This window comes from Sphingomonas paludis (genome assembly GCF_053502515.1).
Genome location: NZ_CP187558.1, coordinates 1,420,779 through 1,437,970, shown reverse-complemented (window position 1 = coordinate 1,437,970; position 17,192 = coordinate 1,420,779). Strand labels below are relative to the sequence as shown.

Sequence of the window (17,192 nt, the reverse complement as noted above, 5' to 3'; positions counted from 1 at the left end):
TGCCAAGACCTAACTACGCCGCGCCAGTGTCAGGATCGACAGGCCGGGGGGCAGCGGCATGCGCCCGACCAGATGCCGTTCCAGCCGGAAAATGGTCTGGAATGCCGCATTCAACGGTGCGGGCGGCGGGGAATCGTCGCTGTCGTCCTTGCCGGTCAGCTTGCCGGCCACGCGCGCGGCTACGGCGGCCGGGAACAATAGCGAATTGAACCAGCGCAGGCCGTTATGCGTCAGTCCAGCCGCACGGATCGCGGCGTCCAGCGTCCCCTTGGTATAGCGCCGCTGGTGATGGTTCACCACGTCGTGCGCGCTCCACATCCACGGATGCGCGGGAACCGCGATCAGGATGGCGCCACCCGGTTTCAGGCAATCGGCCATCGCCTTCAGCGCCGCCACGTCGTCGGCGATATGTTCGATCACGTCGAGCACGGCGATCATGTCATAGGCGCCGCGCGGTACCCCCGGCAGCTCCGGCAGCGGCGCATCGTTTACTGGGCGACCCAGCCGTTCGCTGGCGATGGCGCGAGCGGCAGCGTCGATCTCGATCGCCTCCACCTCGCCGAACCGGGCCAGCATCGGCAGATTATGGCCGGTGCCGCATCCGATTTCCAGGATGCGCGCGCCCGGCGTCAGCCCGGCATTGCGGGTGATGTAGTCCGCCAGCACCTCGCGGCGGGCGCGATACCACCAGTGCGTCGTGTCATGCGCCGCCATGCGGTCGTAAACGATGCGATCCATGGCTGGCCGATTACCCTCCGAAAACCCATTGGCGATTGATCCAGAACGTCAGCAGCGGGACCAGTGTCAATCCCGGTACCAGCGGCGACCATTCGGGCAACCCCGCCTGCCCCACCATTGCCCAGGTGAGCAACAGGTGCAGCATCAGCCCCGCGCCCTGCACCGCGACGAATTTCGCCTGCTGACCCCCGCCGCTGGTACGCACGCCGTGATCCTTGAAGCTCCAACGGCTGTGCAGGAAAAACCCGGCCGTCACCGCCACGGCAAAGGCGAACGGCACCGCCAGCACCGCGCGGTCGCCGGGAAAGACGGTCATCGTCAGCGGCAGATAGACGCCGGTGTACAGGATCGACGAAATGCCCCCGGCAACGGCGAAGCGCAGCAACTGGCCCGTGACGGGATGCTGCCTCAATTCGTTCATCCGCTGGAGCATCATTGCCCGACCCATCGTTGCGCGCCGGGCCAGTGCCCGCTTCCTTCCCGCCCGTCCAGCCTGTAGGGCGGGCGCCGAGCCGCCCTAGTCAAGGGCGCGGGGAAGGGAAAGCGCTTTTGCCGGGTCAGTCGGTCGGAACGGGATGGATCACGCGTCAGCTGGATCGCCACTGGCTGCGCTGGGTGCTGATCGCCTGGGCCGCGATTGCGCTGGTCTATATCGTCCAGCGTTACCCGCAGATCCGCTATTTCGTGCTGACCGACACCGACGACAATCTGCGCATGGCCCAGGTGCGCGCCTGGCTGGCGGGTCAGCCCTGGGCCGACCTGCGGCAATATCGGCTGAACCCGCCCGGGGGCCTGGACATTCACTGGTCGCGGCTTGTCGACCTGCCGATCGCCGCGCTGATCGTGATGCTGAAGCCGTTCGTCGGCGGGGCGTGGGCAGAGCGATGGGCGGCGGGCATCGCGCCGCTGCTGCCGCTGGGCGTCACGCTGACCGCGCTGTCGCTGACCGTGCGGCGGCTGGTTGCGCCGCGCGCCTGGCCGCTGGCCATTCTGTTTCTGTTCGGCTGCACCAGCGCGCTGTTGATGTTCATGCCGATGCGCGTCGATCATCATGGCTGGCAACTCGCCTGTCTGGCCTGGACGCTGGCCGGGCTGGCCGATCCGCGCGGGGGCCGGGGCGGCGCGGTGGTCGGCGCGGCCAGCGCGGTCAGCCTGACCATCGGGCTGGAGCTGCTGCCCTATGCCGTGATGGCGGGGGCGATCCTGACGCTGGAATGGGTGTGGGACGATGGCCGGCGCGACCGGCTGATGACTTATGGCCTGACGTTGGCAGGCGGCGTCGCGGCGGGATTTGCGGTGTTCGCCAGCCATGCAAACTGGGCGATGCGCTGCGACGCGCTGACGCCGATCTGGCTATCGGCGATGCTTGCTGTCGGCGGGCTGTTGTTTCTGATCGCCAGGCTGAACCCAGCCGGCAGGACGACCCGGCTGCTGCTGGCGGCGGCGGCGGGCGCGGTGGTTGGCGGCACCTTCGTCACCCTGTTCCCACAATGCCTGGCCCGTCCGGAGGGCGTGTCCGACGAACTGGTCAAGATCTGGCTGGGCAATGTGCGAGAGGCCAAGCCGATTTTCCAGCATCCGCTCAAGACCGGCCTGTCGCTGGCATCGGTGCCGATGATCGGCCTGATCGGCGCGATGATTGCCGCATGGCGCGCGCGCGGTACGCCCCGCCTGACCGGCTGGATCGCGGCCAGCGCCTTCATCGCCTTTGCCGGGGCGATGATGCTCTGGCAGGTCCGCTCCGCGCCCGCCGCGCAGCTGATCGGCATGGTGGGCAGCGTCGCACTCGCCTGGTGGCTGCTCCCATGGTGCATGACCCACCGCCTGATGCCGGTGCGCGTGTTCGGCACGGTCGGCGGCGCGCTGGTCCTGTCCGGGTTGGCCATCGGGCTGGTCATCGACAAGCTGCCGGTGCCGGACAAGGGCGGTGCCCGGCGCCAGGTCGTTCAGCAGGCGGCGCGCCAGTGCAATACGCTCAGCGCAATGCGTCCGCTGGCCCAGCTTCCCGCCCAGACGATCTTTACCCATATCGACCTTAGCCCGCGCCTGATCACCCTGACCCGGCACAGCGCCATTGCCGGCCCCTATCACCGCAACGAACGCGCGATCCTGGATGTGCACAACGCCTTTGCCGGCAGCCCGGAACAGTTCAGGCGTATTGCCGCCGCGCACGGCGCGACATTGCTGGCCGCCTGTCCCAACATGGCGGAAACGACCATCTACCGCGCACGGGGACCGAACGGTTTCTATGCCCGGCTGATGCGGGGGGAGCGGTTCGACTGGCTGGAACCGGTGACGCTGAACGGGGAAACGCCACTGAGGGTGTGGCGGATCAGATAGCCCCTCCCCCTTGGGGAGGGGTTGGGGTGGGGGATGGTGAAGGACCGTCACGCGCCCCATCCCCCACCCCCGACCCCTCCCCTGAAGGGGAGGGGAGATAAGGGTCAGGCCGCCTCTAGCAGCCGTTCCGCCTGTGCCCGCGCCTCGTCGGTGATCTCCGCGCCCGACAGCATCCGCGCAATTTCTTCGCGGCGCTCGCCCTCGTCCAGCAACACGACGCCGGTCCGCGTCACCAACCCGTCATGCGCCTTGGCGATGCGGTAATGATGCGCGCCCCGCGCCGCGACCTGCGGGCTGTGCGTCACGACCAGCAGCTGAGCAGCCGATGACAGCCGCGCCAGCCGTTCGCCGATGGCGCTGGCCACCGCCCCGCCCACGCCCCGGTCGATTTCGTCGAAAATCAGCGTCGCCGCCCCGCCCCGCTCGGCCAGCGCCACCTTCATCGCCAGGATGAACCGGGACAGTTCGCCGCCCGATGCGATCTTCATCAGCGGCGCGAACGGCGCGCCCGGATTGGTCGATACCTCGAATTCCACCCGGTCGCGCCCCGCCGCCGACCATTGCGCCTCCGGCAGCGGCTCGACCACGGTGCGGAACCGCGCGGCATCCAGCTTCAGCGGGGCCAGCTCCGCTGCGACCCCCGCATCCAGACGGGCACCCGCATCCGTCCGCGCCGCGCTCAGCGCCTCGGCTGCCGCCAGATAGGCCGCGCGCGCCGTCGCAACCTCGCGTTCCAGCCGCGCAATGGCCGCCCCGCCCCCTTCGATCAGCGCCAGCCGCGCCGTCAGTTGTTCGGTCAACGCCGGCAGGTCGTCCGGCTGCACCCGGTGCTTGCGCGCAAGGCCGCGCAGTTCGAACAGCCGCGCCTCGTCCGCTTCCAGTTGCGCCGGATTGAATGCCAGCGCGTCGGCGGCGACATCCACCTGGTCCTGCGCATTGGCCGCCTCGATGATCGCGCGGTCGACCGCCGCCAGTGCCTCGGCCAGCGCCTCGTGATCCTCTCCCACCCGTTCCAGGATGCGGGCCGCCTGGCGCAGCCGGGTCAGCGCGCCGTCGCTGCCGTCCAGCAGGTCGGCAATGCCCTGCAGCTCGCCCGCCACCTTTTCCCCGCGCTGCATGGTCGCGCGGCGTGTCGCCAGTTCGGCCTCCTCGCCCGGTTCCGGGTCGAGCGCGGTCAGCTCGGCGACCGCATGGTCCAGCCATTCGCGGTCGCGGTCCGCCGTTTCCTGTTCCGCCACCGCCTCGGCCAGCCGCGCCTCTGCCGCGCGCCAGTCGCGGTGCAGGGCCGCCACTTCGCCGGCATCGACCCGCCCGAACGCATCCAGCATCGCGCGGTGGCCACGCGGGTTCAACAGGCCGCGATCGTCATGCTGGCCATGGATTTCCACCAGCATCCCGCCCAGTTCGCGCAACAGCCCGGCCGATGCCGGCTGATCGTTGACGAACGCGCGACTGCCGCCATCGGCCTTGACGATCCGGCGGATGGTCAGCGGCTCGCCCGGTTCGGGATCCAGCCCGTTGTCGGCGATCAGCGCGCGGATCGCGGCATGACCCGGCGGCACGTCGAAACTTGCGGTGACGACCGCCTGAGCGGCCCCTTGGCGCACCAGCCCGCTGTCGCCGCGCGCGCCCAGTGCCAGGCCGAGCGCATCCAGCAGGATCGATTTGCCCGCCCCCGTCTCACCGGTCAGCACGCCAAGGCCGCGCCCGAACTCCAGGTCCAGCGCCTCGATCAATACCACGTCGCGGATGGAAAGCGCGGTCAGCATGGCGTTTTCCTGTCCCGGCCGATCCAGGCCCGGCGGATCAGCCGCCCGCCGCCGCCGTCACCGGCGCGTCGGGCACATTGTCGCGGACCAGCGCATAGGCGCGTTCATACCATTCGGTCCCCGGATAATTGGCGCCCAGCACGGCGGCGGACTTCACCGCTTCCTGCCGCAGCCCCAGCGCCAGATAGCATTCGGTCAGCCGCATCAGTGCCTCTGGCGCATGGCTGGTCGTCTGAAACTCGTCCACGACCTTGCGGAACCGCAACGTGCCGGCCAGCCACTGGCCGCGCTGCTGATAATAGCGCCCGACCTCCATCTCCTTGCCCGCCAGGTGATCGCGGACCAGATCCTGCTTCAGCCGCGCATCGGCGGCATAGCGGCTTGTCGGATAGCGGCGGATCAGCTCGCCCAGCGCGCCCAGCGCCTGATCGGTGATCTTCTGGTCGCGCTGAACGTCCGAAATCTGTTCGTAATAGCTGAGCGCGATCAGGTAATAGGCATAGGGCGCATCGCGGTTGCCGGGATGGATGGCCAGGAAGCGCTGAGCGCCCTGGATCGCCTTGGTGTAATCCTGGTCCAGATAATAGCTGAACGCCCCCATCAGCTGGGCCCGGCGCGCCCAGACGGAATAGGGGTGCTGCCGCTCGACCTCGTCGAACAGGGCGGCGGCGACCTTGTACTGGTTGCGGTCCAGCCGGTCCTTTGCCGCGGAATACAGCGTGCCGACGTCGCGCGCGATATAGGGCGTGTCGGCATTTGCCGTCGTCTTGCTGCAGGCGCTGGTCAGGACAAGCGCGCAAAGCGCCGCGGCGGTAAGGGGGCGGAACGGGAACATGGCCATGGCGGCTGTGTAGCGAAGCGCGCACCGCCCTACCAATGATTTTTGATGACCCGTTGTCGCGGTGCAGCGCATTGTGGAAACACGCGTTGAGCGATTGCCCGATTCGCCGGAACGAAGGATCTTGATCATGCCAGCCACCCAGCTGACCACCCACCGCGTCGAAAAACCCTGGGGCCGGCACAAGCTGTGGCCCGGATTTGCCGATCCGGCGGCAGACGGCGATCCTGTCGGCGAAATCTGGTTTCAGACGCCGGGCGATGCCCAGCCCGACCTGCTCGTCAAATATCTGTTCACCAGCGAAAAGCTGTCGGTTCAGGTGCATCCGAACGACGCGCAGGCGGTGGAACGCGGCTATCCGCGCGGCAAGGACGAGGCGTGGATCATCCTGTCGGCCGAGGCAGATTCCACCATCGCGCTCGGCACGCTTGCCCCGATGACCAGCGACGAACTGCGCGCTGCGTCGCTCGACGGGTCGATCGAGCATCTGCTCGACTGGAAACCGGTCAAGGCCGGCGACTATTTCTATTCGGAGGCCGGGACGGTCCATGCCATCGGCGCGGGCATTACGCTGGTCGAGGTGCAGCAGAATGTCGATCTGACCTATCGGCTGTACGATTACGGACGCCCGCGCGAACTGCATCTGGAGGATGGGGTCGCGGTGTCCGACGCCCGCCCGTTTCAGGCGCTTCCGGCGCCGGGCCGGGTCGCTGACGACCGGGAATTGCTGGCCGAAGGGCCGAAATTCGTGCTGGAACGCTGGCCGGGCGGCGAACGGACCGTTGCGCTGCCCGACGGGGTGACCGGATGGTTCGTGCCCGTCACGGGTTCGGGCGATGCAGGCGGCGTCGAATGGAAGGCGGGCGACTGCCTGACCTTTACGGGCACGACCACCCTGTCGGCCAGCGCGGACGCTGAACTCTATTTCGCCTATCCAGGCGACCAGCGGCTCTGACGCGTCAAATAATCCCGCCACCCAGCATCAGCCGGAACGCGCCGATCGCCAAGACCACCAGGTTCAGGTTGCGGCCGGTGTTGCGGTCGGACAGCGCGCCAAGACCCGCGCCGATGACCGCCATCGGCAGGAACAGCCAGTTGGCCCAGCCAAGCAATGGGAAAAAGGCGATGGCGACCAGGATCAGCGTGACGATGCCGATCAGGATCGAAAGCAGATTGAGCATCTAGGGAACTCTCCTTCTGAACGGGCATGGTGACCCGGCGGCGGGCGCGGAACCATCACCGCATATCATATTTGGCCGGCAGAGCAGCGGGTCGATCGGCACCGACCGTCAATCCGCCAGCGGAAACATCACCTCGTTCCGACGCATCGGGCCGGGCACGAACGGCGCGTTGTAGAACGCGTATTCGGCCGGCCCGGTCGCTTTAAGGTCGTGCCGCGCCATCCACTCGACCAGCGCAGCCTCCCGATCCGCCAGCAACGCATCGTCGGCGTTGCCGGAGAACTGGACCGCTGCCACCCGCCGTCCGGCCAGCGTCGTCACCGTCACGCCTGCTTGCGGCGCGGGGGCGGTCTGTTCGGTATAATGGGCAGGCAGAATGAACCGGGTGCGCCAAGCGCCGTCGGTGGTATCGCTCAGCACCGGGGCAGTCATCGCAACACGTTCTCCCGGCCGGTCCTTTGCAAAGATATAGTCCGCCAATCGGCTAAACCCGGCATTGAGCGCGGCGCGGCGCACCCCGATCGAGCGCGTTTCAGCGACGGTCAGCGCCGGATAAACCCGCACGGTGAACGCGCCGTCCTGCCTCTCCACCTGGTAATCGGGCCGCTCCCCGCCATTGCCAAGCCGGTACAGAGCAAAGGCGCCCGCCGCTGCGGTGGCAAGGCCAGCGCCGATCCACAGCCATTGGCGACGATTGTCGGTGTTCGGACGATCCGCGGTCGACGCCATTGCACGCTCCCTGTTTCCTGCAATGCAGATGGGAAGCATGGCCGGACGTGCCAAGGGCCAGGGCGGCGCGCAGATTATTTCGCCATTAACCGGACTTCTTTGCGCAATCTTAACCTTTACGGCGCGAAAACCATCAAAACTGCTGGAGTTGCGTGATGAATGCCGTCGTCCGACCGAGTTTCGCCCTGGCGTTCGCAGCTTTCGTCTCCGCATGCGGCGGACAGGAGGCGGCGGAGAAAAACCTCGCCGCTCTGGATGCCGAACTGCTCGATACCGGCAACAGCGCCGATCCGGTGATCGCCGCCGCGCTGGAGGATCAGATCATGGTCGATCCGTCGCTGGCGTCACAGGCGAATGGCGATGCGGTGCGCCCGCCCGCCGAACCCTATTCGGCCCCGGTCGCACCCGATGCGGTTGCCAAGCGGCCCGAGGTTAATGCCGACGGGCTGATGAAGGCGCCGGCCCCCGGCCCCTGCCCCTCCTGCAAACGGACCGCTGCCAGCGAAACGCTGGCCAGCCTCGCCGAAAGCCAGCAATTGTCGGGCGTCTGCGGCCCGCTTCGCTATTCGGCCGGCTGGGCGGCGAAACTGCCGCCCGATCTGCCGCTCCATCCGGCTGCCGCGGTGCGCGAGGCGGCAGGCGCGGATGCGCCGGGATGCCAGATGCGCGTCGTCAGCTATTCGGTGCAGCAGCCGCTGCAGACGATGATCGACTGGCATTATACCCGCGTCACCCAGGCCGGGCTGACCGCCGAACACCAGAGCGACGGCACCCAGCACCTGATCGGCGGCACCGGGCGCGGTAACGCCGCCTATATCGTCACGATGACGGCGAACGGCCCCGGCGCCACGGATGTCGACCTGATCCTGCGCCGCTGATCGTTCGCCGCTGTTCGTCTGGTTCGGTCAGACGGCGGGCAGCGCCTCGATCTTGCTGGAATCGAGCCATTTGTTGATCGCGCCCTCGCTGGCCCAGGGTTCGATCTCGGACAGTTCCTGATCGCTGAACGCCAGGTTCTTTACCGCATCCAGCGAATCATCGAGCTGTTCCACCGTCCGCGCGCCGATCAGGGCGCTGGTGACGCGCGGGTCGCGCAATACCCAGGCGATCGCCATCTGCGCCAGCGTCTGTCCGCGTGCCGAAGCGATGGCGTTCAGCTTGCGGATGCGGGTCAGATTGTCCTCGTTCAGCATCTCCTCGCTCATCGAACCCGACCGGCGGATGCGCGCATCGTCGGGCACGCCGTTCAGATATTTGGATGTCAGCAAACCCTGCGCCAGCGGCGAAAAGGCGATGCAGCCGGTCCCCAGCGCCTCCAGCGTGCCCAGCAATTCATCCTCGATCCAGCGGTTGAGCATCGAATAGCTCGGCTGATGGATCAACAGCGGCACCTTGTGTTCCTTCAGGATCGCCGCTGCCTGCCGCGTCAGTTCGGGCGAATAGCTGGAGATGCCGACATACAGCGCCTTGCCCTGTTGATGCAGGCTGGCGAGCGCGCCCATCGTTTCCTCCAGCGGCGTTGAGGGATCGACACGGTGCGAATAGAAGATGTCGACATAGTCGAGGCCCATCCGCTTCAGGCTCTGGTCGCAGGACGCGATCAGGTATTTGCGGCTGCTGCCGATGCCGCCATAGGGGCCGGGCCACATGTCCCACCCCGCCTTGGACGAGATGATCAGTTCATCGCGGTGCGCGGCCAGATCCTTGGCCAGCACCCGTCCGAAATTCTCCTCGGCCGAACCATAGGGCGGGCCGTAATTGTTGGCGAGATCGAAATGGGTGACGCCCCGGTCGAACGCCCGGCGGATCATCGCCCGGCCCGTCTCGAACACGTCCGTGCCACCGAAATTCTGCCACAGGCCAAGCGTGATCGCGGGCAGGTCCAGTCCCGACACGCCGCAGCGGCGATAGGGCATCCGCCCGTCATAGCGGTTGGCATCGGCGACATAGGGGACTTCGAACGGCATGGGTGAACCTCCGACAGGCATTTCGTGCCCGCTCTCTAGCCGAGCGAGCCAAGCCGCGTCACCCCTTTGCCCCTATCGATTTGAGCATCAGCGAAGCCAATCTTGTCGCCCGGCGAAGGCCGGAGAACGGAGACGGCAATCGCCCGGGTTCAGTCCGCCGAATGATCCTCGACCTCGGCCGCCGGCCCGTTCTTCAGGATCGATTCGATCGCGTTCTTCGCCGACGCTTTGCTGCTATAGCCTTCGGTCCAGAAGATCGTTTCGGCATTGTATTTGAACTTGGCGACGAACTCGCCCGCCTTGTTCTTCTCGATCACGAACTTGTGCGCCATGCCTGCCTCCCCGGCTCAGGTCGATTCCCTGCCGGAACAGTTTAGGCCCATGGACGGGAAAGCCAAGTCAGGTGTGGCCAAATCGGGCGGGATGGTATCGCTCGGCCTCGATCATGGCGACGGCCGGATCGGGGGTCAGCGACAGCAGCTGGGCGGTCGCGATCATCGCGGCGGCGGGTGCGGTCTGGATGCCGAAGCCCCCCTGCCCGGCAAACCAGTAGAACCCCTCCACCTGCGGATCGAAACCATAAACGGGCAGGCGATCGGGCGCGAAGCTGCGCAGGCCCGCCCATTTCCGCTCCACCGCCTCGATCCGCCAGTCCACCGCCCGTTGAAACCGGTCGATGGCGACGGCCACGTCCAGTTCCTCCGGCGCGGCATCGCCCGCCCTGTCCGGGATCTCGTCGTGCGGCGACAGCCACAGCCGCCCGCCCGCCTCCGGCTTGAAATAAAACCCGTCCTCCGCATCGCGGACCAGCGGCATGTCCATCGGCGCGGGGGGATCGACCCGCAATTGCACCATGGTCCGGCGATAGGGGCGGATACCCAGCGGAGCGACGCCCGCCATACGGGCCACATCGTCGGCCCATGCCCCGGCCGCATTGACCAGCAGGTCGGCATGAAATTCGCCGCCACGCGTCTCCAGCCGCCAGCCGGCCCCCGCCCGTTCCAGCGCGGCCAGCGTCTCCACGCGCACCCCGCCCCGCCGCGCGACGCCCAGGCACGCGCCGTGCAGCGCGCCGACATCGATGTCCATGCAGGTCGGCTCCACCACCGCCAGCGTCCATTCGGCGCGCAGGCCCGGTATCCGCCCCTTGGGATCGGTCCAGCTCAGCGGCACATCGGTGGCGGCGAAATCGGCAACGAACCGCTCGAGCAGCGGCCGATCCTGGTCCCGCCCGATGAATAGCTCGCCGCGATCCTTCAGGAACGACTTGCCGCCAAAGGCATCGGGAGGCTGGCGAAGCCATGGGCCAGAGGCCGTCGTCAGCGGCTGGACGCCCGGCCCGCCATAGCTTTCCGACCAGAATGCCGCCGACCGACCGGTTGCGTGATAGCCGGGATGCGCCTCCCCCTCCAGCAACAGGATGCGGGCATGGGGGGAAAGGAACGCGGCCAGGCTGGCCCCGGCAATCCCCGCGCCGACAATGGCGATATCGAACCGGTCGTCGCTCACGCCGATGCCGTTCTGGCCGGCGCGCGCGCTTCCAGGAACAGGTCGATCTCGGCCAGCGCCCGGTTGCGGACCGCATCGGCCTCTCTCAGCAATTCATGCGCGGCTTCGGGGCCGAAGCGGACGATGCGCGCATCGGGCAGGCGCTGGGCGATGCCGACGGCAGCGCGCGGATCGACCAGCGCATCGGCATCGGCGACCAGCATCAGCATGGGGGTCCGGATTTCCGCCAGCCGCGAATCGACGTGCATCGCGTTGGTCGAACGAAATGCCTGGGCTACCCACTGCCAGCTGGGCGGCCCAGTCACCAGATCGGGCATCGCCTGTTGCCACCACAGTTCATCGGCATAGCGGTCCGGATCGTGCGTCAGCAATTCGGCGCGAGTATCGGTCGTGAACGGCTTTTCGTTTCCCTTCCACGCCCGACGCTGCGGCGAACCCAGGCGGCACATCATCCGCGCGACCCGTTCCCCCAGCCACGGTCCGAACGGTCCTTTCAACCCCAGCATGGGCGCGATCAGCACGACGGCATCGGGCGCGACCGCCCGTTCCAGCATCGCGCGCAGGATCAAATGGCCGCCCATCGAATGCGCGATCAGGATATGCGGCCCCGGCACGGCCGCCCGCCATTCCTCGAAAAACCCTCTAAAGTCAGCGATATACTGCGCAAAATCGTCGATATGGCCACAGGCCCGGTCAGGCGTCGTGCGGCCCGATCCGCCCTGGCCGCGCCAGTCGCAGGAGGTGATGGTCCAGCCGCGCGAATGCCAGTGATCGAAGCTTTCCAGATATTTCTCGAAAATGTCCCCGCGCCCGCCCTGGAACAGGATGGAACCGCGCACCGGCATGCCCGGGGGCTGCGGCCAGGCCAGACAGCGAAGCGGCCATCCATCGGCAGCCGCCCAGCGGGTGATCCGCGCCGTGGAGGGAATGGTCCGCCGGGGGTCCGCTTCATAGGGCATGGCGCTGGTTACGTTTTGATAAGCCATCCCGTCTAGACCCCTTTGTCCATGGGGGATTACTCGGCCTATCTTCTGATCGGCATTCTGCTGGTGTTCCTGGTTTCGGCCGGGATCGAGGATCTGCGCGCTCGCGAAATCGCCAATTGGAAAAACGGCGGCATTGCGCTGCTGGCCGTGCCCTGGTGGTTCGCCATCGGCCTGTCGCCATGGCCCGAAATGGCCACTCAACTGGCCTTGGGGCTGGGCACGCTGATCCTGTTCTACGGCGCGTTCCATTTCGGGATGATGGGTGGCGGCGACGTGAAGATGCTGGCCGCACTCGCGCTGTGGCTGCCCTTTGGCTCGCTGATCTGGATGCTGGTGATGATGTCGCTGATCGGCGGCGCGCTGACCGTCATCATGCTGATCGACCATTGGCGGCTGAAGCGCACAGGCCGGCCCGAGATTCCGTACGGCGTCGCCATCGCGGCCGCCACGCTAATGATTCTTAGAGAACCGAATTTTTACCATTTTGGGTGACTGATCGCTCCGGGGAAAATCCCGGACCGGCATCGGAAAGGCTGCTTGCGTCATGGACGGACGGAAAATCTTGCTTCTGGTCGGCGCGCTGATTGTCGCGGCGCTGACCGCATTCATGGCACGCAGCCTGATCATGGGATCGGCCGCGCCTCAGGCCGGGGCCAACAGCGGCCAGCCCGCGCCCGTCACCGGGCCAAAGGTGCTGGTGGCCACGCGCGCCTTGCCGGTCGGCACTATCCTGGATCCGGCGGCGATGAAGTTTCAGCCCTGGCCGGCCGAGCTGGTCGAGGGGGCCTATTTCGTCGCGGGACCGGAAACCGACGTCACCAAGCTGCAGGGCACGGTCGTGCGTTTCGCCATTCCGGCGGGTCAGCCGATTACGCAGGGCGGGCTGGTCAAGCCGGGCGACCGCGGCTTCCTGGCGGCGGCGCTTGGCCCGGGGATGCGCGCCGTCACCGTGCCCGTGTCCGCACAGAGCGCCGTTGCCGGCTTCGTCTTCCCGGGTGACCGGGTCGACCTGATCCTGACCCAGTCGGTCGCCGGCGGGGGCGATGGTCCGCCGCTGAAGGCGTCGGAAACGGTGCTGCGCAACCTGCGCGTGCTGGCCACCGACCAGCGGACCGACAAGCAGACGGACGAAAACGGCAACACCGTCGTTTCCACCTATTCGACCGTCACCGTCGAATCCACGCCCAAGATCGCCGAGCAGATCGCGGTCGCCCAGACGCTGGGCAGCCTGTCGCTGTCGCTGCGCTCGATCGCCGACAACGCCGGCGAACTGGAAGAAGCAATCGCCAATGGCGATGTCGATGTGCCCGCCACGGACGATCCAAAGGCGGAAAAGGCAATGCTGGCCCGCGTCGCGTCCAGCCCGGTTGCCGGCACCAGCACTTTTTCGACCGGGGCCGATGTGTCGCGGTTCCAGCGCCGGACCGTACCCGGCAAGGGCGGCGGCGCCGCCGCCGCTGTGGCAGGTCCCGGCCCGATGGCGCCGGTGCCGTATCCGGGCGGAGCCGCGCCCGCCGTCGTCAAGGGGCCGGTGGTTCGCGTGGCCCGTGGCAATAACGTGACCGAAGTTCCGGTCGGGGGGACCAAGTAATGGAATTCGCAGTCAAAGCCGCGAAGTCGGCCGTCAGCGCGGTCGCGCTGGTCGCCACCATCGCCGCGCCGATGGCCTCGCCACTCGCCGCACAGTCCGTCGCCGCTACGCCGGAAGTCGTTCAGGTGTCGACCGGCCAGGGCCGGCTGGTCACGCTGAGCGCACCGATGTCCGACCTGTTCGTCGCAGACGACAAGGTTGCCGATGTCCAGGTTCGCTCGCCCAACCAGATCTATCTGTTCGGCAAGGCACCGGGACAGACGACCGTCTATGCCACCAACAAGGCTGGCCGGGTCGTCTATTCCGCCACGGTGCGCGTCGGCAACAACATCACCAGCGTCGGCGAAATGCTGAACGTGGCGATGCCCGACGCGGCGATCGTCGCAACGCCGATGAACGGCATCATGTTGCTGACCGGCACCGTCCAGCATCCCGACGACGTCGCGGAGGCCGAACGGCTGGTCAAGGCCTATGTCGGTGACACGACCCAGGTGCTGTCGCGCCTGCGCACGGCAACGCCGCTGCAGGTCAACCTGCAAGTGCGCTTTGCCGAGGTGAGCCGCACCTTCGTCAAGAATATCGGCGTCAACCTGACGTCGCTGGATGCCACCGGCGGGTTCCAGTTCGGGATCTCGCAGGGCAACCAGATCTTTTCGCAGTATAATCCCGGCGGTCCGATGGCCCCCGGCACCACGGGTCCTGCCGGCAGCACGGTTCTGAACCGCCCGGCCACGGGTGCAGCGCTGTACGGCGCGGGCCGGCTGCTGGGTCTGGATCTGCTCGGCTCGCTCGACCTGGGTGAGCGCAACGGCCAGGTGACCACGCTGGCCAATCCCAACCTGACCGCGATGTCGGGCGAAACCAGCTCGTTCCTGGCGGGCGGCGAAATCCCCATCCCGATCAGCCAGGGGCTGGGCGCGGTGTCGGTGGAATACAAGCAATATGGCGTCTCGCTCGCCTATACGCCGACGGTCCTGTCCGACGGCCGCATCAGCCTGCGCGTCCGCCCGGAAGTGTCGCAGCTGTCTAGCGCTGGCGCGGTGTTGCTGAACGGCACGCAGATCCCGGCGCTGACCACGCGGCGGGCGGAAACGACCGTGGAACTGGGTTCCGGCCAGAGCCTGATGATCGGCGGCCTGATCCAGAACCAGCATGACAATGCGATCACCAAGACGCCGGGCGCGGGGGATATCCCGATCCTGGGTGCGCTGTTCCGCTCCAACGCGTTCCAGCGCAACGAAACCGAACTGGTGATCGTCGTGACACCCTATCTGGTCAAGCCGGTCAACAACATGGCGGACATCCACCTGCCGACCGACGGGTTCAAGGCGCCGACCGATCTGGGCCGCATCCTGCTGGGCCAGCTTTCGACCGGCGATTCCAGCCCGCGGCCGGTGCCGACCATGGCCGGAAGCCCGACGGCCCCGTCCATCGGTGCCCAGGCGACCGCCGCCCCCGATGGGGCATTGCCCAGCGGCCCTGCCCTGCCCCCGGCCATGCCGGTCCAGCGCGCGACCGAAACTCCAGCCACCAGTGGCAAGCCCGGCAAGGCGCGCCGTCCGGCCGCCGCGCCCGGCTTTTCCGCCGCCAACTGACAGGGAACGCGATGATGTCCACTTCCTATCCCGCAATGACGGCGCTGGCGGCGATGCTGCTGCTGGCCGGGTGCAACAATGCCACGCGCGGCATCGAAACGGTCAATCAGCCGGTCGTTTCGCGCGCAGACTATGCGTTTGACGTGACCACCGGGCCTTCCGGCCTTGCCTATGGCGAGGCGGACCGGCTGGCCGGATGGATGCGGACGCTGCAGCTGCGCTATGGCGACCGGGTTGCGCTGGACGATCCCAGTGCCGATCCCGGCGTGCGCGCCCAGGTGGCGGCAGAGGCACAGCGCTACGGCCTGTTCGTCGATGCGGTGGCCCCGGTCACCCCCGGCGCGTTGACCCCCGGCACTGCCCGCGTGGTCATCAGCCGGTTGACCGCCAGTGTGCCGAACTGCCCGAACCATAGCGGGTTCGATGCGTCCAATTTCGATGGCCACACCCATCCCGGCTTCGGTTGCGCGGTGAACGGCAACCTGGCCTCCATGATCGCCAATCCGGCCGATCTGGTCCGCGGCCAGCCGGGCAGCGGCACCACCGATCCGGCCAATGCGGTCAAGGCGATCGACAGCTATCGCAAGGCCCCTGCATCCGGCGCGGGCGGCATCAAGTCCGAAGGGACGGGAGGAAACTGATGAACGCGCCCTGGAACCCGGCACGCGCGGGCAACCGCGATCCCTTCGTCGCCTTTGTCTGCGACGAAACCACGGCGGAGGCACTGCGCCCGATCGCCGTCGAACTGGGATGGCCGCCTGAAAAGGTCAACAAGGGCGGGCTGCGCAACGCGGTCCAGACCCTGTCGGTATCGGCCAGCCCGCACATCCTGTTCGTCGACCTGTCGGAAAGCGGCGATCCGCTGAACGACATCAACGCGCTGGCCGAAGTGTGCGAACCCGGCACGGTGGTCATCGCCGCCGGCCAGGTGAACGATGTGCGTCTGTACCGCGATCTGGTGGCCAGCGGCATCCAGGACTACCTGCTGAAGCCGCTCAACCCCGACATGCTGCGCGACACCTTTGCCAACGCCCAGGCGATGCTGTCCGCCCCGAAGGCGGTGGAGCCGACCGAGGCGCGGGCGCATTGCTCGCTGGCCGTCATCGGCACCCGCGGCGGCACAGGCGCGTCTACGGTGGCGACGTCGATTGCGTGGCTGCTCAGCGAGAAGCTCAGCCGGACGACCGCGTTCCTGGATCTGGACGTGCATTTCGGCACGGGGGCGCTGGCGCTCGACCTGGAACCGGGCCGGGGCCTGACCGACGCCATCGACAATCCCAGCCGCATCGACGGGCTGTTCATCGAACGCGCCATGGTGCGCGCCAGCGACCGGCTGGCCGTCCTGTCGGCGGAAGCGCCGATCAACGCCCCGATCCTGACCGATGGCGGCGCATTCTATCAGCTGCAGGAGGAAATGCGGTCGGCGTTCGAATGCACCGTCGTCGATCTGCCACGGGCCATGCTGGTTCAGCATCCCCACCTCCTGAACGACATCCAGATCGCGGTGATCGTCACCGAGTTCACGCTGGCCGCCGCGCGCGATGCCATCCGCATCCTGTCCTGGTTCAAGGGCAATGCCCCCCAGACCCAGGTGCTGATCGTCGCCAATCGGGTTCAGGCCGCGGCGCAGCTGGAAATCAGCCGCAAGGATTTCGAACAGTCGATCGAACGCAAGGTCGATTTCGTCGTCCCGTTCGATCTGAAACTGGCGGTCACCTCTGCCAAGCTCGGCAAGGCGATGGCCGAAGCGGGCAAGGGCGGCAAGACAGTCGCCCCCCTGATCGAACTGACCACCCGCATCACCCAGATGTCGGAGGCGGGCGCTCCCGCCGATGCCGGCAAGGCCAAGGGCAATGGCAAGACCAAGGGTGCCAAGTCCGGCGGCGGCACGTCGCTGCTGGGCAAGCTGGTTGCGCTGAAGGGTAAAAAGGCATCCGCATAACGACACG

At 67.2% G+C, this 17,192-nt stretch carries 18 protein-coding genes; 8 read left to right on the top strand and 10 right to left on the bottom strand.

The genetic code is table 11. The features are described from left to right. Window positions 1-9: 9 nt before the first annotated feature. A complete protein-coding gene (locus ACPVPU_RS06975; RefSeq protein WP_448660245.1) occupies window positions 10-738 on the bottom strand; it encodes a class I SAM-dependent methyltransferase in 729 nt (242 codons plus the stop codon). 10 nt (window positions 739-748) lie between these two features. Further along, entirely contained in the window at window positions 749-1,159 is a 411-nt protein-coding gene (locus ACPVPU_RS06970) for a GtrA family protein (RefSeq protein ID WP_448660244.1), read from the bottom strand. 128 nt (window positions 1,160-1,287) lie between these two features. Between ACPVPU_RS06970 and ACPVPU_RS06965 the strand changes: the two genes are divergently transcribed. Further along, window positions 1,288-3,078 (top strand): AcrB/AcrD/AcrF family protein, encoded by a 1,791-nt coding sequence (locus ACPVPU_RS06965; protein ID WP_448660243.1) that lies wholly within the window; start codon window positions 1,288-1,290, stop codon window positions 3,076-3,078. Between the two features lie 104 nt (window positions 3,079-3,182). On the opposite strand, the gene recN is transcribed toward ACPVPU_RS06965, so the two are convergent. Together recN and ACPVPU_RS06955 are read right to left on the bottom strand one after the other, a co-directional pair. After that, window positions 3,183-4,847, bottom strand: a complete 1,665-nt coding sequence (recN, locus tag ACPVPU_RS06960) for a DNA repair protein RecN (RefSeq protein WP_448660242.1) — start codon at window positions 4,845-4,847, stop codon at window positions 3,183-3,185. A 37-nt stretch (window positions 4,848-4,884) separates the two neighbouring features. Then, the gene (locus ACPVPU_RS06955; RefSeq protein WP_448660241.1) at window positions 4,885-5,688 is read right to left on the bottom strand and encodes an outer membrane protein assembly factor BamD; all 804 of its coding nucleotides are present in this window, start codon (window positions 5,686-5,688) and stop codon (window positions 4,885-4,887) included. A 127-nt stretch (window positions 5,689-5,815) separates the two neighbouring features. Between ACPVPU_RS06955 and ACPVPU_RS06950 the strand changes: the two genes are divergently transcribed. Further along, window positions 5,816-6,640, top strand: a complete 825-nt coding sequence (locus ACPVPU_RS06950) for a class I mannose-6-phosphate isomerase (RefSeq protein WP_448660240.1) — start codon at window positions 5,816-5,818, stop codon at window positions 6,638-6,640. A 4-nt stretch (window positions 6,641-6,644) separates the two neighbouring features. On the opposite strand, the gene ACPVPU_RS06945 is transcribed toward ACPVPU_RS06950, so the two are convergent. Beyond that, the gene (locus ACPVPU_RS06945; RefSeq protein WP_448660239.1) at window positions 6,645-6,866 is read right to left on the bottom strand and encodes a hypothetical protein; all 222 of its coding nucleotides are present in this window, start codon (window positions 6,864-6,866) and stop codon (window positions 6,645-6,647) included. 108 nt (window positions 6,867-6,974) lie between these two features. Beyond that, window positions 6,975-7,595 carry an SOUL family heme-binding protein gene (locus ACPVPU_RS06940; RefSeq protein WP_448660238.1) on the bottom strand — a complete coding sequence of 207 codons (621 nt, stop codon included), beginning with the start codon at window positions 7,593-7,595 and terminating at the stop codon, window positions 6,975-6,977. Window positions 7,596-7,750: 155 nt separating this feature from the next. On the opposite strand from ACPVPU_RS06940, the gene ACPVPU_RS06935 reads away from it, so the two are divergent. Continuing rightward, window positions 7,751-8,473 carry a hypothetical protein gene (locus ACPVPU_RS06935; RefSeq protein ID WP_448660237.1) on the top strand — a complete coding sequence of 241 codons (723 nt, stop codon included), beginning with the start codon at window positions 7,751-7,753 and terminating at the stop codon, window positions 8,471-8,473. Window positions 8,474-8,500: 27 nt separating this feature from the next. Here ACPVPU_RS06935 and mgrA read toward each other — a convergent pair whose 3' ends face one another. The 4 genes from mgrA to ACPVPU_RS06915 all read right to left on the bottom strand — a co-directional run bounded on the left by mgrA (window position 8,501) and on the right by ACPVPU_RS06915 (window position 12,057). Further along, window positions 8,501-9,562 (bottom strand): L-glyceraldehyde 3-phosphate reductase, encoded by a 1,062-nt coding sequence (mgrA, locus tag ACPVPU_RS06930; protein WP_448660236.1) that lies wholly within the window; start codon window positions 9,560-9,562, stop codon window positions 8,501-8,503. Window positions 9,563-9,711: 149 nt separating this feature from the next. Continuing rightward, the gene (locus ACPVPU_RS06925; RefSeq protein ID WP_260021878.1) at window positions 9,712-9,894 is read right to left on the bottom strand and encodes a YegP family protein; all 183 of its coding nucleotides are present in this window, start codon (window positions 9,892-9,894) and stop codon (window positions 9,712-9,714) included. A 67-nt stretch (window positions 9,895-9,961) separates the two neighbouring features. Beyond that, window positions 9,962-11,077, bottom strand: coding sequence for an NAD(P)/FAD-dependent oxidoreductase (locus ACPVPU_RS06920; RefSeq protein ID WP_448660438.1), 1,116 nt, complete (start codon window positions 11,075-11,077; stop codon window positions 9,962-9,964). Continuing rightward, window positions 11,068-12,057: an alpha/beta fold hydrolase gene (locus tag ACPVPU_RS06915; protein WP_448660235.1), complete on the bottom strand. Its 990-nt coding sequence runs from the start codon at window positions 12,055-12,057 to the stop codon at window positions 11,068-11,070. The genes ACPVPU_RS06920 and ACPVPU_RS06915 overlap by 10 nt, the downstream gene beginning before the upstream one ends. A 21-nt stretch (window positions 12,058-12,078) precedes the next feature. On the opposite strand from ACPVPU_RS06915, the gene ACPVPU_RS06910 reads away from it, so the two are divergent. The 5 genes from ACPVPU_RS06910 to ACPVPU_RS06890 are packed head-to-tail and all read left to right on the top strand — an operon-like array spanning window position 12,079 to window position 17,185. Next, window positions 12,079-12,549 carry an A24 family peptidase gene (locus ACPVPU_RS06910; RefSeq protein WP_448660234.1) on the top strand — a complete coding sequence of 157 codons (471 nt, stop codon included), beginning with the start codon at window positions 12,079-12,081 and terminating at the stop codon, window positions 12,547-12,549. 52 nt (window positions 12,550-12,601) lie between these two features. After that, the gene (cpaB, locus tag ACPVPU_RS06905; RefSeq protein ID WP_448660233.1) at window positions 12,602-13,648 is read left to right on the top strand and encodes a Flp pilus assembly protein CpaB; all 1,047 of its coding nucleotides are present in this window, start codon (window positions 12,602-12,604) and stop codon (window positions 13,646-13,648) included. Next, the gene (locus ACPVPU_RS06900; protein WP_448660232.1) at window positions 13,648-15,243 is read left to right on the top strand and encodes a pilus assembly protein N-terminal domain-containing protein; all 1,596 of its coding nucleotides are present in this window, start codon (window positions 13,648-13,650) and stop codon (window positions 15,241-15,243) included. The genes cpaB and ACPVPU_RS06900 overlap by 1 nt, the downstream gene beginning before the upstream one ends. An 11-nt stretch (window positions 15,244-15,254) precedes the next feature. Further along, entirely contained in the window at window positions 15,255-15,884 is a 630-nt protein-coding gene (locus ACPVPU_RS06895) for a CpaD family pilus assembly protein (RefSeq protein ID WP_448660231.1), read from the top strand. Continuing rightward, window positions 15,884-17,185 (top strand): AAA family ATPase, encoded by a 1,302-nt coding sequence (locus tag ACPVPU_RS06890; RefSeq protein WP_448660230.1) that lies wholly within the window; start codon window positions 15,884-15,886, stop codon window positions 17,183-17,185. The genes ACPVPU_RS06895 and ACPVPU_RS06890 overlap by 1 nt, the downstream gene beginning before the upstream one ends. Window positions 17,186-17,192 lie beyond the last annotated feature (7 nt).